The organism is Mesorhizobium sp. B2-1-8, assembly GCF_006442545.2.
GTDB lineage: Bacteria > Pseudomonadota > Alphaproteobacteria > Rhizobiales > Rhizobiaceae > Mesorhizobium.
This window is the reverse complement of the sequence record NZ_CP083952.1, coordinates 375333-399114: the sequence shown is the minus strand read 5'-3', so window position 1 is coordinate 399114 and position 23782 is coordinate 375333. Positions and strand designations below refer to the sequence as shown.

Sequence of the window (23782 nt, the reverse complement as noted above, 5' to 3'; positions counted from 1 at the left end):
ACACGGATTGGACGAACGATAACCGCCAATCCTTTGGGCAACCACGAAACTTTTTGCATATATAAACGATTTAAACAACTTTCAAATTTTTTAAATCGATTAAAGATTTGATATCGTTTGGCTTTTCTGGTTCTGACCATCTTGGCCTGCTTGGCAGGTGTGCCGGAAATATGCCGGCGAAGATGCGGCAAGCTTGAGAAGGGCCACAAATGTCGGAAGTCGGCAAACGCAATCCTGCCTGCGCGATCGATCGTGTCGGTCTGAAAACCTCCGGCGTGGTGCGCTATAATTTCGGTGCGGCTGCCCTCTACGAGGAAGCGATCCGGCGCGGTGAAGCCCGGCTGACCGCGCATGGCGCGCTTGTCGCCGAGACCGGACAGCACACCGGTCGCTCGCCCAAGGACAAGTTCGTCGTTCGCGACGGTGCCACCGAACCGCAAGTCTGGTGGGATAACAACAAGGCGATCTCGCCGACCCAATTCGACACTCTGCTCGCCGATTTCCAGGCCCACGCCGCGGACAGGGATCTCTATGTGCAAGATCTGGTCGGCGGCGCCGACGCGGAGCTCAAGCTGCCCACCAGGGTGATCACCGAATTTGCCTGGCACTCGCTGTTCATCCGCAACCTGCTCATCCGTCCCGACGCGGCCGAACTCGAACAGTTCGTGCCCGGGATGACCATCATCGACCTGCCGTCCTTCCGTGCCGATCCCGCCCGCCATGGCAGCCGCACCGAGACGGTGATCGCCGTCGACCTGACACGCAAGATCGTGCTGATCGGCGGCACCTCCTATGCCGGCGAGATGAAGAAGTCGGTGTTCACCATGCTCAACTACCTCCTGCCGGAGAAGGGCGTGATGCCGATGCACTGCTCGGCCAATGAGGGACCGGCCGGCGATGCCGCCATCTTCTTCGGCCTGTCGGGCACCGGCAAGACCACGCTGTCGGCCGATCCGTCGCGCACCTTGATCGGCGACGACGAGCATGGCTGGGGTCCGCACGGCATCTTCAATTTCGAAGGCGGCTGCTACGCCAAGACCATCAAGCTGTCGGCGGAAGCCGAGCCGGAGATCTTCGCCACCACGCAGCGCTTCGGCACCGTGTTGGAAAACGTCGTGCTCGACGCCTATGCCGTGCCGGATTTCAATGACGGTCGGCTCACCGAAAACACACGCTGCGCCTATCCGCTCGACTTCATCCCCAATGCCTCGAAGACCGGGCGCGCCAGTCACCCGAAAAACATCATCATGCTGACCGCCGACGCTTTCGGCGTGATGCCGCCGATCGCGCGGCTGACGCCGGCGCAGGCGATGTATCATTTCCTCTCCGGCTACACGGCCAAGGTGGCCGGAACCGAAAAGGGCGTGACCGAGCCCGAGGCGACCTTCTCGACCTGCTTCGGCGCACCGTTCATGCCGCGCCATCCGTCGGAATACGGCAATCTTCTGCGCGAGCTGATCGCCCGCCACGGCGCCGATTGCTGGCTGGTCAACACCGGCTGGACCGGCGGCGCCCATGGCACCGGCAGGCGCATGCCGATCAAGGCGACGCGCGCCTTGCTCGCCGCCGCCCTCGACGGTTCGCTGAAGACGGCCAGGTTCCGCACCGACGCCAATTTCGGCTTCGAGGTGCCGGAGGCCGTGCCTGGCGTCGACAGCGCCATTCTCGATCCGCGCTCCACCTGGATCGACAAGGCTGCCTATGACCTGCAGGCGGCAAGGCTGGTAGGCATGTTCGCCGTCAATTTCGAGAAATTCGAACCGCATGTCGATGCAACCGTCATGGGCGCGGCGCCCCACATGCAGGTAGCGGCGGAGTAATCGCCAGGGCATCGTTGTCACTCAGCACCATTGAAGGCCCGGTTTCGATCGGGCCTTTTCTTTTTCGGTCCGCCGCGCCATGACTGCGGCATGCCGATCGACGACGACATCATCATATCGGGCGAAGCCGTGATCCGCCCGGGCGACCTGCACGAGGATTTCATCCGCTCGTCCGGTCCCGGCGGCCAGAACGTCAACAAGGTGGCGACGGCGGTGCAGCTTCGCTTCGACGCGCAAAACGCGGAGGGTCTGTCGGAGCGCGTGCGCGAGCGGACCATAAAACTTGCCGGCCAGCGCGCCACCAAGGACGGTGTCATCGTCATCGAGGCCGGACGCTTCCGCACGCAGGAACAGAACCGCGCCGATGCGCGGGCGAGGCTCGCGGCACTGGTGGCCAAGGCTGCCGAACCACCGCCGCCGCCGCGCAAGAAGACACGGCCGTCGAAAGGCGCGGTCGAGCGGCGGCTGAAGAGCAAGGCGGGACGCGGCACGATCAAGAAGCTGCGCGGCCGGGTGGAAAACGATTAGCACCACCATCACGTGTACGAAACGGCTTCGCATTCTTTGTCCGTCACTGTCTTTGGCCAATTGGGAAACGCGAATTCACCGCCCATTCCCGCTTCGGCAATTTCAATGAGATCGACGACGGATTTCGGGTCGCCCCATGCCTGTGATGGTGGCATCCTGCGGCTCCGAATATCCGCGAGGTGAGCCAATTCCATGCTCGTTCTGCCCAAGGGCGTCCGCCACATGCCGGGCCATCTGTCCCGCGCCGTCCAGGAGACGCTGGTCGAGGAGGTGAGGAGCATCGTCCAGCAAGCGCCGCTGTTCGTGCCGGCCATGCCGCGGACCGGCAAGGAGATGAGCGTGCGCATGACCAATTGCGGTCCGCTCGGCTGGGTCACCGACAAGGAACGCGGCTATCGCTACCAGCCGACGCATCCACTGACCGGAGAGCCGTGGCCGCCCATCCCAGACAGCCTGCTCGATCTGTGGCGGCAGGTATCGGGCTATCCGAATCCACCGCAGGCCTGCCTGATCAATTTCTACACGGCCGACGCGAAGATGGGCCTGCATCAGGATCGCGACGAGGCCGAGTTCTCGGCACCGGTCGTCTCGGTCTCGCTGGGCGACGACTGCCTGTTCAGGGTTGGCCAGACAACGCGCGATGGCGCCACCAAATCGTTCAGGCTGAAGAGCGGCGATGTCGTCGTGCTTGGCGGCGAGGGCCGTCTTGCCTTCCATGGCGTCGACCGCATCTACCCTTCGACCTCGACGCTGCTCAAGAACGGTGGCAGGATCAATCTGACGCTGCGGCGGGTGACGAAGCCTGAGTGAGCGAGCTATGGGCATCCGAGCGTCGCGCATAGACTTCAATATAGTCCCCACTCGCGATTTCCTCATAATCCTCCATCAAGATTTGGAAATCCGCATTCTGGCGCATCCACACGATCCAAATTGGCGGAAAGTTCGCCGTCAGCGGCCACGCTGATTTTTTCTTGTTTAGCCGATCCATCAGGATGATATCGGGCCTGTTGTCCCGGATCAGGGAATTGACGTAGCGAGTATAACTATCAAGGTCCTGCCGCGCGATGCGCTCGTCCTCGCCTTGATACTCACCCCGCATCAGTCCCCAAAGCGCATAGGTGCCAACCCAATCATGAGCATAGGCCGACAGCCAGCGACCGTTGGTCATCCTTGTCAGCGGATTGCCGACTGACAGGTCGGAACTGACCTGGACGACCGAAGGCGAGGCATAACGGCTCTTGATGGCATCGACCAGGCTTTTCTCAGGCAACTGGTAAGACTGGTGGTGCATCACCGAAAGTGCAACGATCACAGCCAGCGCGGCTGCGGCGTGGAGCCTGACGCTGGCTACCTCGGAAGCAGCCTCTGTATTTGTAAGACCAAGCGCCATTCTCCATCGCGATGCCACTGCCAGCAGCATCGCGACCAGCAACGTAGCCTGATAAGGATACTGGTGATTGGGCCAGTATTTTCCCAGGTAAAGCATGGAGACGAAGAAGCCAGCGGCACTCGCCACCGCCAGCGCAACGTCGTCTCGCCAGACTGATCTACGCATCTGGAAGACCGCGAAAACGACAAAGACCGTAAAAGTCGGCAATGCGGCGAAAATGTTTACGTTGGCTCGCAGGCTGACATAGTAGCGTAGCAGCAATTGTAGGAAGGCGCCAAGAAATTCGGGAAACCATATATACACGCTGACGAGATAGGCAGCGCAAACTGTGAAGATGACGACGTTTTCGGCAGTCAAGCACGCCATTGCCGAGCGTTTGCGCCAAGCGATAAAGAGATAGGGCAGTACGATGCCAGCTGCCCAATGTGGTTTGACCAGAACCAGCACACTTCCCGCTAGGCCGACCGCCACGGCAAGGCTAAGAGGAACCGATGCAGCCGCACCGGGTTCAATCCGCCACATCATCAGGAACAGCATCGGCATGAACAACATCGTGCCAATGTGCTCGCGCTGGCCGAAAACATTACCAGGCATGATGAGAAGCAAAACCGCTAGCGCGGGATATATCCATTGCGTCTTCACATCGACGAAAATTCGGCTTCGCTCGATGACGACCGCCGACAGCGCAATTGAAACGAAAAAAACCATATAAATAAAGAATTCAATCGCCGATTCCGGCGAAATGCCGAGCCTTTGAGACAGCCATACCGGCCCAATATAGAGGGCGACGGAAAAAGGTGGATTGGTTTCTAGAATATCGACATAGAGCTTCTGGCCATCAAGAACCTTTTCGCAGATAAGAATGAGCCAGCTAACATCGGTATTGTCGCCGGCTGCCCATGGCATAAAAAGCGAGAACACCACCACGGTCGCAACAAGCCAGACCGCTGACAAGCTTCCGATCGAAGACGCAAAGCCAGTCGCGGTATTGATGTTTCTTACATTTGCCACGCTCGGGACCGCTCCAACAAACATCACTTTTACGCAGAACGACGAAATCCTGGGAGCACAGCTACGCCTGCCTCTGTAATTGAGGAACCCGAGCCGATGTGGTCGAAAGCAGAAGCCGATCGTGCGGTCGCGCCCAGCGTATCAAGCAGCATCGAGATAGGTGCCACCGGTGCCGGGTCACTCGCCCCACGGCAGTGCTCACATCGATCACCCGCTGCCCCCGAAATCGCTGGAACTGACCCTGAAAGCTAGCGGGGATTACCTAAAGGGCTGTTAATCGCGCATCGTGGCGCCTTCCCGCTATCAGCCAATGAGCAAGAATTCCGCCGAGACAAGCTGGAAAGGCAATGCGCCATAGGCGGCGACCGTCGCCTGATCGTCCCATTGGCGGAACTGCCGCGACGGCCGAAATATTTGCCATTGGCAAGGTTGAGCACCACGGCCTCGCCATCGAAGGATTCGAAAACGATATCCCGGCAAGGCAAGCTGTGCCGGCAAGGTGCCGACCATTTCTGCGATCAGTTCGGTATCAAGCCTCGATTTCCAGCGCCGACAATGGCTTGGAACAACAGGCCAGGATGAAGCCATCGTCGACCTCATGATCGAGGATGCCGCCATTGTGGCTCATCTCGACGCTGCCGGAGACTTTCTTCACCTTGCAGGTTCCGCACAGGCCGAATTCGCAGGCCGCCGGTATCCGCACGCCCGAGGCACGCGCCGTCTGCAGCACGGTCTGGCCGGCGACGCATTCGGCGTCGACATCCGAAAGCGCGAATCGGATCGGCGTCGCGGCTTCGACGGGGATAGCCACACCGTCCTGCGCCGGCGCCGCGAACGGCGCCGGGATTTCCTCCACGGTCGGTGCGGCAAAGCTCTCCTGATGGTACTTTGTCATGTCGAAGCCGGCGGCTTCCAGCATGCCGCGCACGGCGCGCATGAAGGGATCTGGGCCGCAGCAGAAGATTTCGCGTTCGCGGAAATCGGGTGCCAGGAGCGGCAGCCGGATGGCGTCGATGCGGCCCATATGGCCGTACCAGCCCTCGCGGCTCGACCGCTCCTCGATCATGAAGCCGAGCGACAGGCCCGGCATATGGCCACCGAGCAGCTCGAGCTCCTTGCGAAAGATGATCTCTTCCGGGCGCCGCGCGCAGTTGACGAAGCCGACATCGGTCCATGGCGCGCAGTCGTTCAGCCAGCGCAGCATCGACATCATCGGCGTCACGCCGGAACCGGCCGAGACGAACAGATACTTCGCCGCCGGATGGCTGTGCAGTGAAAAGTCGCCGCCTGGTCCATAGGCCTTGACGTGCGAGCCCGGCGCCAGGTGATCGAACATCCAGCGTGTGCCGACGCTGCCCGCTTGCGCCTTCACCGTCACCGCGATCGAGAACGGCCGCGACGGCGAGGACGACAGCGTGTAGGTGCGCATCAGCGGGCCGTCCGGCGTCGGCAGTTCCAGCGTCACGAACTGGCCTGGCTTGTAGCGGAACCAGGTCTGGTTGTCGGACCGGAAGGTGAAGGTCTTCACGTCCGGCGCCTCGTCGCTGACGCCGGTCACTTCCAGCACCTGCAGCCTGTCGTTCCAGGGCGCCATCTGGTCGAGATGACGATAAAGGCCAAGGTCGGTCATCGCATTCATCCCTCAGCCTCTCATGCGACGCTGCGCAGCGCAGGCCGGCCACCTTCGGCAAGGCGCGGTCCGATGAAGCGGGCATACCAGTCGACGAACTGGATCACACCGCCCTCATGCAGCTCGGAATAGGGGCCGGGCTCGTAAGCGGGCGATAGGATACCGAAGGCGTTCTCTTCGACGATGCGGCGATCCTGGTCGTTGGTTTCGGTCCAGACATGGGTGAGTTCGGCGAGATCGTAGTCGACGCCCTCGACCGCATCCTTGTGTACCAGCCATTTGGTCGTCACCGCCGTCTCCGTGGCGCTGACCGGCAGCACGCGGAAGGTGACGGCATGGTCGATGAGGATATGATTCCAGGTTGTCGGGTAGTGATAGTGCATCAGCGTGCCGATCCGGTCGGCCGAAACGCTGTCGGACAGGTTCTTCTTCACCGCCCGCTTGCCGGTCATCGTGTAGCTCTGGGCATCGCGCAGCAGCGGCGCGCGGGTGGCGCGGTATTGCCCGGCCGGGTCGATGCGGAATTTGCTGGGTAGGCCAGCAGCCTCGCATTTCGCCCAGTGCGCCAGCATCTCCGGATCGCTGTCGGCCCCTTGCACGCCGGTCACGGTCGGTGCTTCCGGGAAGGTCTTGCACAGCTCCGGATGATTGCCCGCACAATGATAGCATTCGCGGTTGTTTTCCCAGACCAGCTTCCAGTTGCCCTTCTCGATGATCGTGCTCTCGAAGGCGATCTTGGCCTCGCTGAGCCGGTGCGGCTTCAGATAGGGCTCGATCATCGCCCGCATCGGCGCGAAGTCGGCGGGCTCCTTGGCCAGGCAGATGAAGACATAGCCGGCGACGCTTTCGCAGGCGACCGGCTTCAGCCCGAACTGGCTCTTGTCGAACCCATCGGCCATCTGGCGGGCGAACAGCAGCCGGCCGTCGAGCTCGTAGGTCCACTGGTGATAGGGACAGACCAGTTTGGCGGCCATGCCCTTGTCGGTGTTGCAGACGCGGCTGCCGCGATGGCGGCAGGAATTATGGAAGGCGTTGATCTTGCCCTGCTGATCGCGCACCAGCACGACCGGATAATCGCCGATCTGCACGGTGATGAAGCTGCCCGGCTTGGGCAACTCGCAATCATGGCCGATGAACAGCCAGTCGCGATACCAGATCAGCTCCATGTCCAGCTTGAAGTAGTCCGGGTCGGTGTAAAAGGGCTGTTCCAGCGAAAAGCCTTGTTTGCGGCTGTTCAAGAGCCTCAGCATGTCGTTGCGCGCGTCCATGTCCTGTCCTCAGTTTCAAGGACTGAACTGGTGGTGATTGAGGAAGGACTGGACGCAGATCGGCAAAAAGCCGGACAAACACCATCCGCCTCTTGACCGCCCACCGCGATCAGTCGAGTTCTGGCCATCTCGGGCTGGTTTCCGGGCTCTGGAGTTGTCCTTGCGGACCATCGCGACACCTTCCCAGGCCTTCGCCCAGTGGTCTCCCGTTGCGACTTGAACTCCACCACCGTTGCGGGGGCAGCGCCGGAATCTGACCGGCTTCCCAATTCTCCGCTCCGTCGTCACGCAGCGGCACCTGAGATGCCTGATCTAATCACGGCAGGCTTTGCGACATCGGCACGAAAGCGACATCGCATCCATGCGGCGCGACACGCACGCTGGATCGCCGTGACAGGGTCGTAGCCGTTGGAATCGACCTCCGTCGCCAGACGCGCCGGCACCGTTTTCGACCCCTTTGCCGCGGGCGAGAAGGTTAACGGTTTCAAAAAGTGACTATTAGCAGAGTCTAAAATCGAACCGAACGGTTCGTTTCTGTTGACGGTGCGTGCAAGAGGGTGTGAACGCCGAGCCTCCGACACAGTTGATGATCGAGGCGTTGGATTTAGATAACCAATTGATATCACGAAGAAAAAGAGCGGATGTGGAAAGCCCTGGTACAATTTCAAGTGGTGGAGTCATGGTCCACGCTGAACAACTTCGTGATTGGAAACGGCCGCGGGGCTCTCCCACATCGGAGCTGTCCGAACGACGCGATTTTAATCCCAAGACACGCCGCTAGACGGACGGGAAAATACTGGAGTACCCAAAATGAAAAAGATTGTTCTCACTGCCGCCGCCCTTCTGGCGATTTCCGGCAGCGCCTTCGCTGGTAGCGACAATTACGGTGCCAATCAGCCCGCATCAGCCGTGGACAGCTCGTACACCGCTTCCACCTCCACCAAGACGTCGGAGCCGGTTGCTCAGGCGCCTGCTCAGGGCAGCGATCGCAACCTCTTCGGTCGCTAACGGCCTATCCGCACGGATGGCGGGCTTGCCCGCCGGTCCGGTGGAATTCAACAAATTCAGGAGTGTCTAAAATGAACAAGATCCTTATTGCCGCCGCCGCCGTTCTGGCTATTTCCGGCAGCGCTTTTGCCAGCGACAACTATGGCTCCAACGGTGCCAACCAGCCTGCTGCCGCGGTGGACAACTCGTACACCGCTTCGGTCGACAAGTCGGCTCCTGCCAACCAGGAGCCCGTCCAGCACGGCGCCGATCGCAACCTGTTCGGCAACAACTAACATCTCGTCAAGCAGGGACGGCGCGCTCAGCCCGTCCCTTGAATTCGAAAATATCGGAGTAAAAAAATGAAAAAGATTGTTCTTACCGCCGCCGCTCTTCTGATTGCCGCTGGCGGCGCCTATGCCGGCAACGACAACGTTGGCGGCACCGACATCAACAAGCAGGCGACCGTCAACGTCGATACGTCGCATACGGGTTCGATCCGCAACAGCGACTCGCCCGTCTACAAGCTGCTCAATTCGTCCGGCGACGTGCAGAAGCCGGCGCATCAGGGTGCTGATCGCAATCTCTTCGGCAACAACTAACCAGCCGTGGTGATATACAAAAGAGAGCGGCGGGTTTGCCCGCCGCTCTCTTTTTGCGTCGTCGAGACAGGTTGTGGTCTCAGGCGGCTTTTGCTTCCGCTTCGTGCAGCGCGAACGACCGTCCATCCGCATCGAAGATATGAAGGTCGCCGGCATTGGCGGTCAGCCGCAACGTCGAGCCGCGCTTGACCTCGACATTGCCCGGCAACTTGGTCACCAGCGGCAGGTCGGCCCGGCCGATGTCGATATAGACCAGCTGGACCTCGCCGAGCTGCTCGAGATAATCGACCGTCCCCTCGAACAGATAGTCGCTACCACTGGCGATCGCGAGATCTTCCGGCCGCACGCCGAAGCTGACCGCCGCTCCCTTTGCCGAGGCAGGCGTCGCGATCGGTACCGTCGCCTTGCGTCCGCCGACATGGCTGATGATGGTTGGGTTGCCCGTCTTGTCGACCGTCGCCGGCAGGATGTTCATGGCCGGCGAGCCGATGAACTGGGCGACGAAGAGGTTGCCGGGGTTCTTGTAGAGCTCCATCGGCGTGCCGACCTGCTCGATGTGGCCGTCCTTGAGCACGACGATGCGGTCGGCCAGCGTCATCGCCTCGACCTGGTCGTGCGTGACGTAGATCATGGTCGTGTTGGGCATGGATTCCTTGAGCTTGGCGATCTCGATGCGCGTGGCGACGCGCAGTGCCGCGTCAAGGTTCGACAGCGGCTCGTCGAACAGGAACACTTTCGGATTGCGCACGATGGCGCGGCCGATGGCGACACGCTGGCGCTGGCCGCCCGACATCGCCTTGGGCAGGCGGTCGAGATATTTGGTCAGCTGCAGGATCTCGGCTGCCTGCCGCACCCGCTTGTCGATCTCGGCCTTGCTTTCCTTGCCGATCTTCATCGAGAAGGCCATGTTGTCGTAGACGGTCATGTGCGGATAGAGCGCGTAGGACTGGAACACCATGGCGATGCCGCGCTTCGACGGAGGCACGTCGTTGACCACCTGGCCGTCGATCCTGAGTTCACCCGCCGTGATCTCCTCGAGCCCGGCGATCGAGCGCAGCAAGGTCGACTTGCCGCAGCCCGACGGACCGACGAAGACGATGAACTCGCCCGATTTGATGTCGAGGTCGATGCCGTGGAGAATGTTGAGATTGCCGTAGGACTTCTTCACTTGCCTCAAATTGACATCGGCCATTGGTTTCCTCCCAGTGATTCCTCGGATGTTTCAGTCTATGCGCCCGAACCAGGCGCCGTAGCCGCCGAGCTCGACCGAACCGGTGCTTGCCTGCCCGGAAAACCCGTGTCCCGCCAAAGGTTGCAGGGTTCGGTTGCCGAGGTCAACCTTCGCCGGCGCGGCAGCCAGATTGAAGACGCAGACGACCTCCTCATTGCCCGCCCGGCGCGTGAAAGCGACGGTGTCGCCCTGGCTTTCGATGAAGGTGATGTCGCCCTTGGCCAGTGCCGGATGGGCGCGGCGGAAGGCGAGAAAGCGCCGGTAATGCTCGAGCAGCGAGGTTTGGTCACCTTGCTGCACGTTGACCGCCTTTGACAGATGCTTGGCTGGCACCGGCAGCCAGGGCTTTGCCTGGGAGAAGCCGCCATTCCTGGCGCTGCCATCCCATACCATGGGCGTGCGGCAGCCGTCACGGCCCTTGAATTCGGGCCAGAAGCGAATGCCATAGGGGTCCTGCAGGTCCTCGAAGCGCAGATCGGCCTCGCCGAGCCCGAGTTCTTCGCCCTGGTAGATGCAGACCGAGCCGCGCAACGACATCAGCAATGCCGAGATGACCTTGAGATAAGCGGTCGGGTCGGCTTCGTCGGCGGCCCAGCGCGAAGCCGGGCGCATCACGTCATGGTTGGAAAACGCCCAGCACGACCAGCCGTCGCTGGCCACCCTGCCAAAAGCTTCCAGCACCGAGCGGACCTTGGCGGCGCTGATCTTTTCCGGCGCCAGGAAGTCGAAGGAATAGCACATATGCACGCGCTTGCCGCCGGCGGTATAGGCGGCGACCACGTCCAGCCCGCGCTGCGAATCGCCGACTTCGCCGACCGCGGCGGTGGCCGGATACTCGTCGAGCAGCGCCCGGAAGCGCTCGAGGAAGGCGAGGTTCTCCGGCCGGCTCTTGTCGTAGATATGATCCTGGTAGTTGTAGGGGTTGACCGCCGGCGCCGTCTGGTCGTTGCGCTCTTCCGGCGGCAGCGGCGGGTTGTTTTCCAGCCCCTGGCTGTGGAAGTAGAAATTGATCGTGTCGAGGCGGAAGCCGTCGACGCCGCGCTCCAGCCAGAAGCGGGTGACGTCGAGCAGCGCGTCCTGGACCTGGCGGCTATGAAAGTTGAGGTCCGGCTGCTCGGCCAGGAAATTGTGCAGGTAGTATTGCTGGCGGCTGGTGTCCCATTGCCAGGCCGAGCCGCCGAAGATCGACAGCCAATTGTTGGGCGGCGTGCCGTCGGGCCTTGCGTCCGCCCAGACATACCAGTCGGCCTTCGGATTGGTGCGGCTGGAGCGGCTTTCCCCAAACCAGGGATGGATGTCGGCGGTGTGCGACAGCACCTCGTCGATCATCACCTTGAGACCCAGCCGGTGTGCCTCCGCCGTCAGGGCGTCGAAATCCGCCAGCGTGCCGAACATCGGGTCGACGTCGCAATAATCCGAGACGTCGTAGCCGAAATCCTTCATTGGCGATTTGAAGAACGGCGAGATCCAGATGGCATCCGCGCCAAGAGCGGCAATGTAGGGCAGCCTGCCGATGATGCCCTTTAGGTCGCCGATGCCGTCGTCATTGGAGTCCTGATAGCTGCGCGGATAGATCTGGTAGATCACCGCGCCCCGCCACCAGTCGCGGTCGACGGCGGGGTCTGGTTTCGAAGTCGCCTTCAAAGCCGATTGCATGGTCTCAACCTCCTTTCACCGAGCCGGCCAGCAGCCCGCGGACGAAATAGCGCTGCAGCGAGAAGAAGACGATCAGCGGCACGATGATGGTGATGAAGGCCGATGTCGTCAGGATCTCCCAGTTGCCGCCACGCGAGCCGAGCAGCGCATTGAGCTTGGCCGTCAGCACGATCTGGTCGGGCGCGGTTCCGAGGAAAACCATTGCCACCAGGAGATCGTTCCATACCCACAGGAATTGGAAGATGGCGAAGGAGGCAAGCACCGGGAAGGACAGCGGCAGCACGATCTTGACGAAGATCTCGAAATCGCTGGCGCCGTCGATGCGCGCCGATTCCATGATCTCGCGCGGCAGGCCGGCAATATAGCTCCGAAGCAGATAGATGGCGAAGGGCAGGCCGAAGCCGGTATGCGCCAGCCAGATGCCGAGATAGGTCTTGGACGGCACGCCGAAGAAAGTGCCGACGCCGTTGTAGAGCCTGAGCAGCGGGATCAGCGACATCTGCAGCGGCACCACCAGGAGGCCGATGATGACCGCTATCAGCAAGGCGCGTCCGGGAAACCGCATCCAGGCCAGCGCGTAGGCGGCAAAGGCCGCTATCAGGATCGGGATCACCGTCGCCGGTATGGTGACCGTCAGCGAATTCATGAAGGAGCGGCCGATGCCTTCGGAGAACAGCACGGTCTGGTAGTTGTCGGGGGTGAATTTCGGCGGCGCCGACGAGGCGTAGTAGACGCGCTGGCCGCGATCGCCTTCGAAGGCCTTGGGCGATGCCATGACGAAGCTGCCGTCGGCATTGACCTGCAGGGTCACGCCGTCACCGAGGTCGGCCGATGTGCCGGCCGGATATTGTGTAGGTGCTGCCGCCTTGACGCCGAAGGCGCTGATGTTGCGCTTGGCGCCGTCGCCGAAGATGTTGCCCTCGAGGACGAACTTGCCGTCCTTCTGGGTCTGCGCGGAGGCGGGCGGCAGGCGCCCAGCCTCGGTCTGGCTGGAACTGGCGAAGGAATTCCACCAGCCCGAGGCGATGATCTGGTCCTTGTCGCGCAGCGACGAGACGAGGATGCCGAGCGTGGGGATGGTCCAGATCACCACGAAGACGAGCACCGCGATATGGACGCCGAAACGGCTGGCGAAGGAATTTCCGGTCGCGACGGCCATCTCAGTGCCCTCCCGTCTCTTTGTTGGCCTGGCGGATGTTCCAGATCATGATTGGAATGACCGCGATCATGATGATGATGGCAATGGTCGCGCCGCGGCCGAAGTCGCCGCCGCCGCGGAACATCCAGTCGAACATCAGATTGGCCAGCACCTGGCTGTTCCATTGACCGTTGGTCATGGTCAAGACGATGTCGAACACTTTCAGCACCAGGATGGTGATGGTGGTCCACACCACCGCGATGGTGCCCCAGATCTGCGGCACCATGATCTTCCAGAAGATCTGGAACGGGTTGGCGCCGTCTATGACCGCCGCTTCCAGCGTTTCTTCGGGGATGCCGCGCAGCGCCGAGGACAGGATGACCATGGCGAAACCGGTCTGGATCCAGATCAGGATGATCATCAGGAAGAAGTTGTTCCAGAACGGCAGTGATATCCAGACCTGCGGCTGGCCGCCGAAATGCTGGATGATGGCGTTGAGCAGGCCGATCTGGATCTGGCCGTCGCCACGATATTCGTAGATGAACTTCCAGATCACGCTGGCGCCGACGAAGGAGATGGCCAGTGGCAGGAAGATCAGGCTCTTGGCGATCGTGCCCCACCATATCTTGTCGGTGAGCACGGCGATGATCAGGCCGAGGAAGGTGCAGGCCGCCGGCACCACCGCCAGCCAAAGGATGTTGTTCAGGATCGCGTTTCGCAGATCCGGATCGCGCAGCGCCCATTCGTAGTTGGCGAACCCCGCGAAACTCGTGCCGCCGCGGTCGAAGAAAGACAGCCACAGCGTCGCGATCACCGGATAGATCAGGTAGATGGTCAGGATGATCAGCGCCGGACCCACGAACAGCCAGGGCCGCACCAGTCCCTGCCGGCGCAGATTGTTGACGGCGGCCGTCCCGGACACCCCACGCGCTGGGAAGATCAGGTCGAGCAGTTTGTTGGCGCCCCAGAAATAGGCGACACAGCCACCGACGCCGATGATGATGACGAATATTGCCGAGAAAATCTGAGCCGCCATGGGTCCCTCTCCCTGCGCATGATCGGCCAGGCGATGCTGGCGACCGGATGCGCCGACTTTCAGTCATTCGGAACAATCGAAACGCGAAGGCTACGGCGGGCATCGCCGGTCTGGATCCGGGCGTAGCCCGGATCCAGTAGCAAGATCAGGAATGATCAGGTCGCGCCGCGGCCGCCTACTTGATGGCGTCCCAGCTCTTCTGGATGTCGGTGGCGACGTCCTGGGCGGACTTGCCGCCGACCAGGTCGATCATGCCGGTCCAGAAGGACCCGGCGCCGACCTTGCCGGGCATCAGGTCGGAGCCGTCGAAGCGGACCGTCGTGGCGTCGACCAGGATCTCGCCCTGCTTCTTCAGCGCATCGCTGCCATAGGCGTCCTTGTTGGCCCCCTTGAAGGGGGTGACGAAGCTCTTCTGCGCCATCCACAATTCATGCGCGAGCGGCATCTGCAGGAACTTGATGAATTCGCGCGACGCCTTGGAATCCTTGGTGATCATCACCAGCGTTCCGGCCACTTCCAGCGGCGTTCCCAGTTCCGGCTTGGAGGCGTAGGGCGGGTAGGGGAAGAAGTCCGCATCCTGGCCGAGCTTTGTGCCCTCGGGGAAGAAGGAGGGGATGAACGATGCCTGGTGGTGCATGTAGCATTTCGGCGGCACGGTGAAGAGGCCCTTCGGGCTGTCGCGGAAGTCGGTCGCCGCCACCGCCTTGGCGCCGCCGTCGACCATCTTGTCGTCGGTGGCGATCTTGCCGAAGATGTCGATGGCGTTGACCACTGCCGGATCGGTGAACGGGATCTCGTTCTTCACCCACTTGTCGTAGACTTCGGGCGGCTGCGTGCGCAGCATGATGTCCTCGACCCAGTCGGTCGCCGGCCAGCCGGTCGCGCCGCCCGAACCAAGCCCGATGCACCACGGCGTGCCGCCATCGGCGATGATCTTCTTCTCGAGTTCGGCGAGCTCTTCCTGCGTCTTCGGAACCTTGTAGCCGGCTTCCTGGAAATTGTCGGGCGAGTACCAGACCAGCCCCTTCACGTCGATCTTGTAGGGAAAGGCATAGAAGCCCGACTTGCCGTCCTTGCCCGTATAGGTGCCGAGCTTGGCCCAGGAGTCACCGGCGGCGTAATTCTCCTTGACCCAGGCCGCGACGTCGTCGCCAAGCGGGGTCAGCACACCCTTGGAAGCAAGGTCCTGGATGAGGCCCGGCTGCGGCAGGACGGCGATGTTGGGCGGGCTGCCGGCCTGGGTGTCGATGACGATCTGCTGCTCGTAATTCTCGGAGGAGGAATATTTGACCTCTGCGCCGGTGGCTTCGGAGAAATAATCGAGTACCGACCGGACAAGCGTCTCGTCCTCGCCGCGCCACGGTCCGAAGATCGACAGGGTCTCGCCCTTGAGGTCGATTTTCTTGAGGTCTTCATAATTCGCCCAGTGAAAGCGCTGGTCCTCGCCGGGCTTGAACTTCAAGTCGGCGTGCGCGGGCGCGCTCAGGGCGAATGCGGCAGACGCAACGCCCAGCAAAAGCATTTTCTTCATCGGTATTCCTCCCAGTGGGTCACACACACCGGACGGAACCTCCATTCCGCCCGCCGACGCCGCAGGACTGTGACTCAGTCGCAAGGGAACCGCAACCTTTCGAAGAGTCTTCCAAAGCGCTTTGGCTTTGTCGATCTCGCCATTGAATCGATCAGGAGTCAATAGGGTTCGCAAGTTAATCGATTTAATTGCTAGCAGCCACGGCTCGGAAAGTGCGCCGCAACATGCTTTTTTGGCGGTGCAACAGCAATTTCTGTTTCAAACCCGGGTCCGGCACGCTTATGCTCTCTGCGATATGGCCGCATCCCGGATCATGTTTGGGTCGATTCAATTTAAAAGCGCTTTGAGGCAGGGAGGCCTCTCGTGAACCTCAAGCAACTCGCGCATATGCTGGCGCTTTCGCAGACCACGGTAAGCCGGGCGCTGAACGGCTATCCCGAAGTCAACGAGGAAACCCGCAGGCGCGTGATGGACGCCGCCAAGCGCCACGGCTATCGTCCCAATCCGAGCGCGCGCCGGCTGGCCACAGGCAAGTCCGGAATGATCGGCTACGTCCTGCCGACGGGTGCCGCCGTCGACATCGACCCGCACTTCGTCGAATTCCTGTCCGGCCTTGGCGACTATGCCCGCTCGCACGAGCTCGACCTTGTCCTGTCCCCGACCGATGCCGACGACCAGGAAACGACCTACCGGCGCATCGTCGCCAACCGGCAGGTTGACGCCGTCTACATCTCTTCGCCGAGGCCGCAGGATCGGCGCGTGGCGCTGGTCGACACGCTCGGCATTCCCTTCATCGTCCATGGCCGCAGCGAGGGCCTGGACTTCGACTATCCCTTTCTCGACATCGACAATGAAGGCGCTTTCCACGAGGCGGCGCGGCTGCTCGTGCAGCTCGGCCACCGGCGGCTGGCGCTGATCAACGGCGATGACAGGGAAACCTTCGCCATTCATCGCGAGCGCGGCATGCGTCGCGCGCTGGCCGCTAGCGGCCTGGCATTGGGCGAGCGACACGTCTGCTCCGTCGTCATGACCGAGGAGAACGGCTATCGCGCCGCCCGGCGCCTGCTCGAGCAGGACGGGGCGCCGACGGCAATCGCCTGCTCCAGCCTGATCATGGCGCTCGGCGTCGTGCGCGCGGTGCGTGATCTTGGCCTCGGCATTCCCGGCGATGTCTCGCTGATCGCCCATGACGACGTCTTTCCCTGGCTGAAGCCGGAGAATTTTTCCGTGCCGCTGTCCACGACGCGCTCCTCGATCCGGCTGGCCGGCGCACGAATCGCCGAGCGGCTGGCGGCACGCATATCGGGGCTCGAGGACGGCGCCCGCGGCGAGGTCTGGCCGGTCGACCTGGTGGTCAGGGGATCGGTGGCGGGAGCGCCGAGGTAGAGATCAGTCGTTTAATTCTCGTTGAGCCAATTTCACTTGGTAGACGCTTCTCGGATGCCTTCTCCGTCGCCATACGTTGAGAAGTATAATCAGCATAATATATCCGAGCAGTACAACGAAACCCAATAGGCTACCAAGCGTCTCGACATAGAAAAAAATAATTAGAGATGCGGCTACAGCCGCGATGTAATATAGGACGGAAGACCAGACGTATTTCTCCATTTGAGAGCTAGTCATCCATCGGCCTTGTTGTAGGGACTTCTCGTTTCACAATTCTCTCATGAGCGGTCGGACTACTCCTTCGCCGCTCCGGCTGCCCTGATGTCCAGCAGGCCGTAGCCGAAATCATTGTCCCGCCCTTTCGGGCCGAGGTCCCTCGCGGTGTCGGCAAGTGCCTTCTCGATCTCGTCGGCCGAGCGGTCGGGCGCGGCGTGGATGAGGTTGGCGATGGCGCCGCTGACAACAGCCGCGGCAAACGAGGTGCCCGTAACGACGTCCGAGCCGGCGCCGCTCGGCGCCACCATCTCGACGCCCGGCGCCGAGATGAAGACATAAGCGCCGCGATTGGCCTGCGGCATCAGCCCGTCCTTGGCGTCGGTGGCTGTCACCGCGATGACGCCGTCAAAGGCGGCTGGGTAGCCATAGGGCGCCTTCGGGCCGTTGTTGCCGGCTGCCGCGACCAGAACCATGCCGAGCGCCCGTGCATTGCGGCAGGCGGTGCCGAGCAGGTCGTTTTTCGGGCCGACGAAGCTCATGTTGACGATGCTGACATTCTGGTCGGCCGCCCAGTCGAGCGCCGTCAGGATGACGTCCATGGTCGACTTGCCGCCCTCGAAGGCGCGCGCATGGTAGATTTTCGCGCCCGGCGCCATGCCTTCCAGAGGGCCGACGCCGGCGATCAGACCGTCGACGGAGGTGCCATGATCGCGCTTTTCGATCGGCACGCCGGGCATCGCGTCGAACTGCGCGGCAATGACTCCGGCAAGTGCGGGATTGGTGTCGTCGATGCCGGTATCGATGACGGCGACGCGGACGTTTTCGCCACTGGCCTGTTTGGCGTCGAGCGCGATGCGGTCGAAGGCATAGTTGACGATGCTGGCCGCCTCCTGCAGCGAATAGATGTGGTTGGGCTCGCGGCGCTCGGTGCGGCCGTCGGCGGCGAGCTGCGCCAGCACGACGCCGACCGGGCGGCCATCGGGAATGCCGAAGCGCACCAAGGTGGTGCCGAGCAGCCGGGACTGGCGCTGCGAGCGCACTTCAAGGCCGAAGGAGGCGGCGATCTGCTGCACGGCGCCGGCATCGCCATCGACGGTCACCAGCACCTCGTCGGGCACGAAGTCGCCGGTTACGGCGCGCCGCGGCTGAACGGCGATGAGATCGGTCGGCGAGACGATCGCGCCACTTGCTGGCAGGCCGGCCTGGTTGCCTCCAGGGGGGGTCGCGGGCTCCGGCTGTGGCGTCGGCACCGGTGCGGGAGGGGCGACCGGGTTGGGGAAGAGGTCGACGATCAAGGCGGGCAGAAAAACGGCGCCGGCCTGGGCCGCACCCGACACGCCCTTGGTGCCGCCGCCGTTCTTGACGCAATCGGCTGCCGTCGCATTGGCCCGGTCGTTGCAATCGATTTTCGTCCGCTCGGGAGTGGCATCGTTGCTCTGCGCCGACGCAGGCACGGCGGCGATTGTCATCGCCGCCGCAAGGATAGCCGCAAATCGAATGACCGCCTCAGCCGCCATCAACAGGTTTCCTTCCCTCGATCACAGTCTCCGCGAAAGGCTGGGCGGCAATAAGGCCGCGCGCCTTCTCGTAGTCGGCGGCTGTCGTCGCCGGAATGGCGAGCCTGAAGACGCCGTCGGCGGTCGGTCCGCCGATGATCTTGAGCTTGTTGGCGTCGAGGAAGGCGGCAATATCGGCCATCCTGGCATCCGGCTTGAATTTGACCAGAGCGAACGGCAATTTGGCCAGATCGTCTTGTGCGCCGGCGACCTCGAAATTGCCGCCCTTGCCGCCGGGCTGCATCAGCGACTGCACCGCGATCAAGGCGAGCAGCACCGCAGCCGCCGCCCAGGCGACGCCGACCGGCACCGCCATGAAGCGGCCCCAGGCCTGCGCCAGCCAGGATGCGCTAGCAGGCGCCCGAGCCGGCCCTGCCTCCGCGTCGAGCGCCTTGGCGAAGCGGCTGAGCGCATCGGCCGGCGGACGGATCGTCTCATTGGCGGCCGCCGTGCCGGAGAACTCGGCTTCCGCCTCGCCGAGCGCGGCAAGTGCCGCGGGATCGTTGGCCAGCCATTCTTCGATGGCTTCCAGATCCGAACCTTCGAGCGAACCGTTCAGGTAGAACGGCAGCAGCGTTTCCATTTCGTCGCGGCGCGACATCTTTTCAGCGGCGCTCATGGCCACCCCCTGTCGTAACCGGCGGCCTTCAGGGCTTCGCCGAGTTTCTTGCGGGCGTAGAACATACGGGTCTTGACGGTCGCGACCGGGATGTCGAGCACCTGTGCGATCTCGGTCACCGATTGCCCCTGATAATAGGCGAGGTCGATCACCGTGCGGTGCTCCTCGGGCAAGGCGTCGATGAGGCGGCGCAAGGCAGCGGCCTTGTCCTCCTTCATGGTGAGGACTTCGGGCGTGTCGGCGCTGTCGGGCACGGCGGCGGCGGCCTCGTCGTCGATCCAGTCTTCCTTCTTCTTGCGCAGCAGCGAGAGCGCCTTGAAGCGGGCGATGCCGAGCAGCCATGTCGAGACTTCGGAGCGCCCTTCGAAACCCGGCGCCTGGCGCCACAGTTCGAGGAACACCTCGTTCGCGATATCGTCAGCCATCATTTCCGATCCCGTCTGGCGCGCCACGAAGCGGTAGATCCGCGCGTGGTGACGCATGAACAGGAGCCGCACGGCGGCCCGGTCGCCCTTCGCGACCCGGTCGACAAGCGCGCGATCGGTCTCCGTCGCCGCCGTCATGGCCGGTCGAGCCGCCTGGCTCCTGTCTGCTCTGTAGCCGATCGGTCCAAAAAGGTTCATCCTCCGCCAAGGAATTCTGGGAGGCTAACCGAAGAGCGGGGACGTGGCCAGAGCATCCCTTCTCCCGTTTCACGGGGAGAAGGTGCCGGCAGGCGGATGAGGGGCGGTGCCAGCCGCTTGATCAGGTGAGAAAAGCCTTCGCCTTCATCGTCGCCGGCACCGGCACGCCCAGCCGGCTCAACACCGTTGGTGCCAGTTGTAACTGGTCGAGCAGTGTGTCGGCCTGCGGCCCCTTGCCCTGTCCGAAATAATACAGCGCGAAATCCTGCATCTCGTCGTCATGGCCGCCATGATGGCCGCGGTCGGTCTGGCCGTGGTCGGCGGTGACCATGACCTCGTAGCCGGCCTCGATCCAGCCCGGCAGGAAGGCCGCCAGCATGCCGTCCACGGCGTAGCAGGCATGGTCCATCTCGTGGCAGTCATGGCCGAAACGATGGCCCATCGAGTCCAGCGTGCAGGTGTGCAGGATGCCGTAATCGATGCCATGGCGCCGGGTGAGCATGGTCAGTGTCGCGAACAGGTCGACATCACTCGGCGTCATCTGGTTCTTGAGATTGTAGCCGGTCATGGAGTGGAAGCGGCCGTGCGTGATCGGCCCGCCGGGCTCGTCATACTCCATGTCCTCGATCAGGTCGAACGGGTAGGAGCGGAAGAATTCGGACCAGTAGGAATGGGTGACCGCGCCGGTCTTGCCGCCGGCCTTGCTGACTTCCGAGAAGATGTCGGGCTGCCCGACGCGAAAGCGGTTCTCGTTGGACAGGATGCCGTGCACCTGCGGCGACACGCCCGTGTGGATCGAGGCATAGCAGCAGGCCGAGGTCGACGGCAGCACCGAGCGCATCTCCCACACCCGAGCCTCGCCCGACTGCACCCAGCCTTCGAGATTGCCCATCAGCCGGCGCCAGTTGCGGTATGGAACGCCGTCGAGGATGATCAGCAGAAGCTTGGTCTTGAGCGCCACGGACGGCTCCATGCGATTGTCTGTCGGTGGCGGCGGCGTCGATGAATTGGCTGAAGAAGCGCACGATCAACCCGCCTTCGCGCGCATCGGCATAGCCATGTTGCGCTTGGCTAGTTCCCCGCGCTGGCCATGCGCCGCCCCTTGATCGCTTTTTCCAGCCAGCCGATCTCCATTTCCGGAACGGACGACAGCAGCAGGTCGGTATAGGCATCGAAGGGAGGTGTGAGCACCTTGCTCTTGGAGCCATAGCGCACCACTTCGCCGCGATACATCACCGCGATCGAATCGGCGATCGACTTCACCGTCGCCAGGTCGTGGGTGATGAAGAGGTAGGCTACCTTCTCATGCTGCTGCAGGTTGAGCAGCAGCTTGAGGATGCCGTTGGCCACCAACGGGTCGAGAGCCGATGTCACTTCGTCGCAGATGATCAGCTTCGGCTTGGCCGCGAGCGAACGGGCGATGCAGACGCGCTGCTTCTGGCCGCCCGAAAGCTCGGCCGGATAGCGGTCGACGAAGCCCTTGCCCATCTCGATCTCGTCGAGCAGCTCGGCGACACGGCGGTCGCGTTCCCTGCCGCGGATACCGAAATAGAATTCGAGCGGCCGGCCGATGATGGTGCCGACGGTCTGGCGCGGATTCATCGCCACGTCGGCCATCTGGTAGATCATCTGCAACTGGCGCAGATCCTCCTTCGGCCGGTCGGCGAGCCGGTTGGCCAGTGGGCGCCCATCGAAGGTCACCGTGCCCTGTTCGGGCGGCAGCAGGCCGGTGATGGCGCGCGCCAGCGTCGACTTGCCGGATCCGGACTCGCCAACCACGGCCAGTGTCTGGCCCGGATAGATGTCGACAGAAACGTTCTTGAGCACCTTGACGTGGCCGCCACCATAGGCGGCGGTGACGTTCTTGACCGACAGGAACGGCGTCGCGCCCGGGTTCTGTTCGGCATGCTCGATCTCGTGCACCGAGACCAGCGCATTGGTGTATTCCTGGCGCGGCTCCTTGATGATCTGGCGGGTGCCGCCCCATTCGACCAGCCGGCCATGGCGCAGCACCATGATCTCGTCCGAGACCTGGGCAACGACGGCAAGGTCGTGGGTGATGTAGAGCGCCGCCACATGGGTGTCGCGGATGGCGTCCTTGATCGCCGACAGCACGTCGATCTGCGTCGTCACGTCGAGCGCCGTGGTCGGTTCGTCGAAGACGATCAGGTCAGGCTCTGAGCACAGCGCCATCGCCGTCATCACACGCTGCAACTGTCCGCCCGACACCTGATGCGGAAAGCGTTCGCCGATGGTTTCCGGGTTCGGCAGGCTGAGCTTCTTGAACAGCGCGATCGCGCGTTTCTCTGCCTCGGCCCGTGTCGCCGTTCCGTGCAGAAGCGTGGCTTCCACCACCTGGTCCATCAGCCTGTGCGCCGGATTGAAGGCGGCCGCCGCCGACTGCGCGACATAGCAGACCTCGCGGCCGCGCAGCTTGCGGAATCCGTCCTTGCCGCCCTTCAGGATATCGCGGCCGTTGAGGATGACTTCGCCGCCGGTGATGCGCACGCCGCCGCGGCCATAGCCCATGGACGACAGGCCGATGGTCGACTTGCCGGCGCCGGATTCGCCGATCAGGCCGAGCACCTTGCCCTTCTCCAGTGTCAGCGACACGTCGTGGACCAGCGTGATGGTCTTTGGTGTCTCGCCAGGGGGATAGACCGTCGCCTCGATGCGCAAATTGCGGATGTCGAGCAGAGGGGCGGACTTTGCCTTGCCGTCAGCCATCAGCCGCGTCCTCCCTTCAGGCTTGTCGTGCGGTTCAGCACCCAGTCGGCAACAAGATTGACCGAGATCGCTAGGGCCGCGATCGCGGCCGCCGGAATGAGCGCGGCGCCTATACCGAACACGATGCCGTCCTTGTTCTCCTTCACCATGCCGCCCCAGTCGGCATCCGGCGGCTGCACGCCAAGGCCGAGGAAGGACAGCGTCGACAGGAACAGCACCGCGTAAATGAAGCGCAGGCCGAGTTCAGAAACCAGTGGCGACAGCGCGTTGGGCAGGATCTCACGGAAGATGATCCAGACGCTGCCTTCGCCGCGCAGCTTCGCTGCCTCGACATAGTCCATGACGTTGATGTCGACAGCGACCGCGCGCGACAGGCGATAGACGCGGGTTGAATCGAGGACGCCCATCACCAGTATCAACGTCACCAGGTTGGACGGCAGCACCGAAAGCACGACGAGAGCCATGATCAGCGTCGGGATCGACATCAGCAGATCGACGAGGCGCGACAGTCCCGTGTCGAACCAGCCGCCGAAAACCGCCGCCGAAAAGCCGAGAATGGCGCCGAGCGAAAAGGAGAGCGCGGTGGCGAGCACGGCGATGAACAAGGTGATGCGGGCACCGTAGATCATGCGCGACAACAAATCGCGCCCAAGATTGTCGGTGCCCAGCCAATGCAGCGCCGACATGGGTTCCCAGGGAGTGTCGCTGACGATCTCGGCATTGCCGTGCGGCGCGATCCATGGCGCGAAGACTGCCGCCAGCACGAACAGAGCGGTGAGCGCCAGGCCGATCAGCGCCGGGATGGGAATGCGTCTGACATCGAGCAT

General features: G+C 62.5%; 22 protein-coding genes and 1 riboswitch. Of the genes, 7 read left to right on the top strand and 15 right to left on the bottom strand.

The window, feature by feature from the left end:
* The first annotated feature begins 209 nt into the window (after positions 1-209).
* Together FJ970_RS01825 and arfB are read left to right on the top strand one after the other, a co-directional pair.
* Entirely contained in the window at positions 210-1820 is a 1611-nt protein-coding gene (locus FJ970_RS01825) for a phosphoenolpyruvate carboxykinase (RefSeq protein WP_140757217.1), read from the top strand.
* 90 nt (positions 1821-1910) lie between these two features.
* Entirely contained in the window at positions 1911-2348 is a 438-nt protein-coding gene (gene arfB, locus FJ970_RS01820; RefSeq protein WP_140757215.1) for an alternative ribosome rescue aminoacyl-tRNA hydrolase ArfB, read from the top strand.
* A gap of 8 nt (positions 2349-2356) precedes the next feature.
* Here arfB and FJ970_RS01815 read toward each other — a convergent pair whose 3' ends face one another.
* Positions 2357-2542, bottom strand: coding sequence for a hypothetical protein (locus FJ970_RS01815; RefSeq protein ID WP_140757213.1), 186 nt, complete (start codon positions 2540-2542; stop codon positions 2357-2359).
* Between FJ970_RS01815 and FJ970_RS01810 the strand changes: the two genes are divergently transcribed.
* Entirely contained in the window at positions 2541-3158 is a 618-nt protein-coding gene (locus FJ970_RS01810; protein WP_140757211.1) for an alpha-ketoglutarate-dependent dioxygenase AlkB family protein, read from the top strand. The two genes, FJ970_RS01815 and FJ970_RS01810, sit on opposite strands and share 2 nt — an antisense overlap.
* Here the strand turns inward: FJ970_RS01810 and FJ970_RS01805 are convergent.
* From FJ970_RS01805 to FJ970_RS01795, 3 genes are all read right to left on the bottom strand, one after another.
* On the bottom strand, positions 3121-4749 hold the full coding sequence (locus FJ970_RS01805) for a hypothetical protein (protein WP_140757209.1): 1629 nt from the start codon (positions 4747-4749) through the stop codon (positions 3121-3123). The two genes, FJ970_RS01810 and FJ970_RS01805, sit on opposite strands and share 38 nt — an antisense overlap.
* Positions 4750-5278: 529 nt before the next feature.
* Positions 5279-6379, bottom strand: a complete 1101-nt coding sequence (locus tag FJ970_RS01800) for a hybrid-cluster NAD(P)-dependent oxidoreductase (protein ID WP_140757205.1) — start codon at positions 6377-6379, stop codon at positions 5279-5281.
* A gap of 20 nt (positions 6380-6399) precedes the next feature.
* On the bottom strand, positions 6400-7647 hold the full coding sequence (locus FJ970_RS01795) for an aromatic ring-hydroxylating oxygenase subunit alpha (protein WP_140757203.1): 1248 nt from the start codon (positions 7645-7647) through the stop codon (positions 6400-6402).
* A gap of 114 nt (positions 7648-7761) precedes the next feature.
* A riboswitch (cobalamin riboswitch) is annotated at positions 7762-7964 on the bottom strand.
* Positions 7965-8457: 493 nt separating this feature from the next.
* On the opposite strand from FJ970_RS01795, the gene FJ970_RS01790 reads away from it, so the two are divergent.
* The 3 genes from FJ970_RS01790 (at position 8458) to FJ970_RS01780 (ending at position 9236) form a co-directional block, all read left to right on the top strand.
* Entirely contained in the window at positions 8458-8655 is a 198-nt protein-coding gene (locus FJ970_RS01790) for a DUF680 domain-containing protein (RefSeq protein ID WP_140757201.1), read from the top strand.
* A 71-nt stretch (positions 8656-8726) separates the two neighbouring features.
* The gene (locus FJ970_RS01785; RefSeq protein WP_140757199.1) at positions 8727-8930 is read left to right on the top strand and encodes a DUF680 domain-containing protein; all 204 of its coding nucleotides are present in this window, start codon (positions 8727-8729) and stop codon (positions 8928-8930) included.
* A gap of 66 nt (positions 8931-8996) precedes the next feature.
* Complete coding sequence (locus FJ970_RS01780) at positions 8997-9236, top strand: DUF680 domain-containing protein (protein WP_140757197.1); 240 nt, start codon at positions 8997-8999, stop codon at positions 9234-9236.
* 79 nt (positions 9237-9315) lie between these two features.
* Here the strand turns inward: FJ970_RS01780 and FJ970_RS01775 are convergent, their stop codons facing one another.
* The 5 genes from FJ970_RS01775 to FJ970_RS01755 form a co-directional block, all read right to left on the bottom strand.
* Positions 9316-10428 carry an ABC transporter ATP-binding protein gene (locus FJ970_RS01775; protein ID WP_140757195.1) on the bottom strand — a complete coding sequence of 371 codons (1113 nt, stop codon included), beginning with the start codon at positions 10426-10428 and terminating at the stop codon, positions 9316-9318.
* A gap of 30 nt (positions 10429-10458) precedes the next feature.
* A complete protein-coding gene (locus FJ970_RS01770; RefSeq protein WP_140757193.1) occupies positions 10459-12123 on the bottom strand; it encodes an alpha-glucosidase family protein in 1665 nt (554 codons plus the stop codon).
* 4 nt (positions 12124-12127) lie between these two features.
* Positions 12128-13282: a carbohydrate ABC transporter permease gene (locus FJ970_RS01765; protein ID WP_140757191.1), complete on the bottom strand. Its 1155-nt coding sequence runs from the start codon at positions 13280-13282 to the stop codon at positions 12128-12130.
* A gap of 1 nt (position 13283) precedes the next feature.
* On the bottom strand, positions 13284-14297 hold the full coding sequence (locus FJ970_RS01760) for a carbohydrate ABC transporter permease (RefSeq protein ID WP_140757189.1): 1014 nt from the start codon (positions 14295-14297) through the stop codon (positions 13284-13286).
* A gap of 175 nt (positions 14298-14472) precedes the next feature.
* Positions 14473-15828 carry an ABC transporter substrate-binding protein gene (locus FJ970_RS01755; protein ID WP_140757187.1) on the bottom strand — a complete coding sequence of 452 codons (1356 nt, stop codon included), beginning with the start codon at positions 15826-15828 and terminating at the stop codon, positions 14473-14475.
* A 363-nt stretch (positions 15829-16191) separates the two neighbouring features.
* Here FJ970_RS01755 and FJ970_RS01750 point away from each other — a divergent pair, with 363 nt between their 5' ends.
* Positions 16192-17214, top strand: a complete 1023-nt coding sequence (locus FJ970_RS01750; protein WP_140757185.1) for a substrate-binding domain-containing protein — start codon at positions 16192-16194, stop codon at positions 17212-17214.
* A 293-nt stretch (positions 17215-17507) separates the two neighbouring features.
* Here FJ970_RS01750 and FJ970_RS01745 read toward each other — a convergent pair whose 3' ends face one another.
* The 6 genes from FJ970_RS01745 to FJ970_RS01720 all read right to left on the bottom strand — a co-directional run bounded on the left by FJ970_RS01745 (position 17508) and on the right by FJ970_RS01720 (position 23782).
* On the bottom strand, positions 17508-18947 hold the full coding sequence (locus FJ970_RS01745) for a S8 family serine peptidase (RefSeq protein ID WP_140757181.1): 1440 nt from the start codon (positions 18945-18947) through the stop codon (positions 17508-17510).
* Complete coding sequence (locus FJ970_RS01740) at positions 18937-19605, bottom strand: anti-sigma factor (RefSeq protein ID WP_140757179.1); 669 nt, start codon at positions 19603-19605, stop codon at positions 18937-18939. The genes FJ970_RS01745 and FJ970_RS01740 overlap by 11 nt, the downstream gene beginning before the upstream one ends.
* Positions 19602-20168 (bottom strand): sigma-70 family RNA polymerase sigma factor, encoded by a 567-nt coding sequence (locus FJ970_RS01735; RefSeq protein ID WP_140757177.1) that lies wholly within the window; start codon positions 20166-20168, stop codon positions 19602-19604. Before FJ970_RS01735 ends, FJ970_RS01740 begins: the two co-directional genes overlap by 4 nt.
* Positions 20169-20349: 181 nt before the next feature.
* Entirely contained in the window at positions 20350-21189 is an 840-nt protein-coding gene (locus FJ970_RS01730; protein ID WP_140757175.1) for an alkaline phosphatase family protein, read from the bottom strand.
* Between the two features lie 110 nt (positions 21190-21299).
* Positions 21300-22955, bottom strand: coding sequence for an ABC transporter ATP-binding protein (locus FJ970_RS01725; RefSeq protein ID WP_140757173.1), 1656 nt, complete (start codon positions 22953-22955; stop codon positions 21300-21302).
* Positions 22955-23782: an ABC transporter permease gene (locus FJ970_RS01720; RefSeq protein ID WP_140757171.1), complete on the bottom strand. Its 828-nt coding sequence runs from the start codon at positions 23780-23782 to the stop codon at positions 22955-22957. Before FJ970_RS01720 ends, FJ970_RS01725 begins: the two co-directional genes overlap by 1 nt.

Bases quoted from the DNA above. Each gene is read 5' to 3' on its own strand.
- FJ970_RS01825 (WP_140757217.1), top strand. From the start codon at position 210: ATGTCGGAAGTCGGCAAACGCAATCCTGCCTGCGCGATCGATCGTGTC.
- arfB (WP_140757215.1), top strand. From the start codon at position 1,911: ATGCCGATCGACGACGACATCATCATATCGGGCGAAGCCGTGATCCGC.
- FJ970_RS01810 (WP_140757211.1), top strand. From the start codon at position 2,541: ATGCTCGTTCTGCCCAAGGGCGTCCGCCACATGCCGGGCCATCTGTCC.
- FJ970_RS01815 (WP_140757213.1), bottom strand. From the start codon at position 2,542: ATGGAATTGGCTCACCTCGCGGATATTCGGAGCCGCAGGATGCCACCA.
- FJ970_RS01800 (WP_140757205.1), bottom strand. From the start codon at position 6,379: ATGACCGACCTTGGCCTTTATCGTCATCTCGACCAGATGGCGCCCTGG.
- FJ970_RS01795 (WP_140757203.1), bottom strand. From the start codon at position 7,647: ATGGACGCGCGCAACGACATGCTGAGGCTCTTGAACAGCCGCAAACAA.
- FJ970_RS01790 (WP_140757201.1), top strand. From the start codon at position 8,458: ATGAAAAAGATTGTTCTCACTGCCGCCGCCCTTCTGGCGATTTCCGGC.
- FJ970_RS01785 (WP_140757199.1), top strand. From the start codon at position 8,727: ATGAACAAGATCCTTATTGCCGCCGCCGCCGTTCTGGCTATTTCCGGC.
- FJ970_RS01780 (WP_140757197.1), top strand. From the start codon at position 8,997: ATGAAAAAGATTGTTCTTACCGCCGCCGCTCTTCTGATTGCCGCTGGC.
- FJ970_RS01775 (WP_140757195.1), bottom strand. From the start codon at position 10,428: ATGGCCGATGTCAATTTGAGGCAAGTGAAGAAGTCCTACGGCAATCTC.
- FJ970_RS01770 (WP_140757193.1), bottom strand. From the start codon at position 12,123: ATGCAATCGGCTTTGAAGGCGACTTCGAAACCAGACCCCGCCGTCGAC.
- FJ970_RS01765 (WP_140757191.1), bottom strand. From the start codon at position 13,282: ATGGCCGTCGCGACCGGAAATTCCTTCGCCAGCCGTTTCGGCGTCCAT.
- FJ970_RS01760 (WP_140757189.1), bottom strand. From the start codon at position 14,297: ATGGCGGCTCAGATTTTCTCGGCAATATTCGTCATCATCATCGGCGTC.
- FJ970_RS01755 (WP_140757187.1), bottom strand. From the start codon at position 15,828: ATGAAGAAAATGCTTTTGCTGGGCGTTGCGTCTGCCGCATTCGCCCTG.
- FJ970_RS01745 (WP_140757181.1), bottom strand. From the start codon at position 18,947: ATGGCGGCTGAGGCGGTCATTCGATTTGCGGCTATCCTTGCGGCGGCG.
- FJ970_RS01740 (WP_140757179.1), bottom strand. From the start codon at position 19,605: ATGAGCGCCGCTGAAAAGATGTCGCGCCGCGACGAAATGGAAACGCTG.
- FJ970_RS01735 (WP_140757177.1), bottom strand. From the start codon at position 20,168: ATGACGGCGGCGACGGAGACCGATCGCGCGCTTGTCGACCGGGTCGCG.
- FJ970_RS01725 (WP_140757173.1), bottom strand. From the start codon at position 22,955: ATGGCTGACGGCAAGGCAAAGTCCGCCCCTCTGCTCGACATCCGCAAT.
- FJ970_RS01720 (WP_140757171.1), bottom strand. From the start codon at position 23,782: ATGCTCGATGTCAGACGCATTCCCATCCCGGCGCTGATCGGCCTGGCG.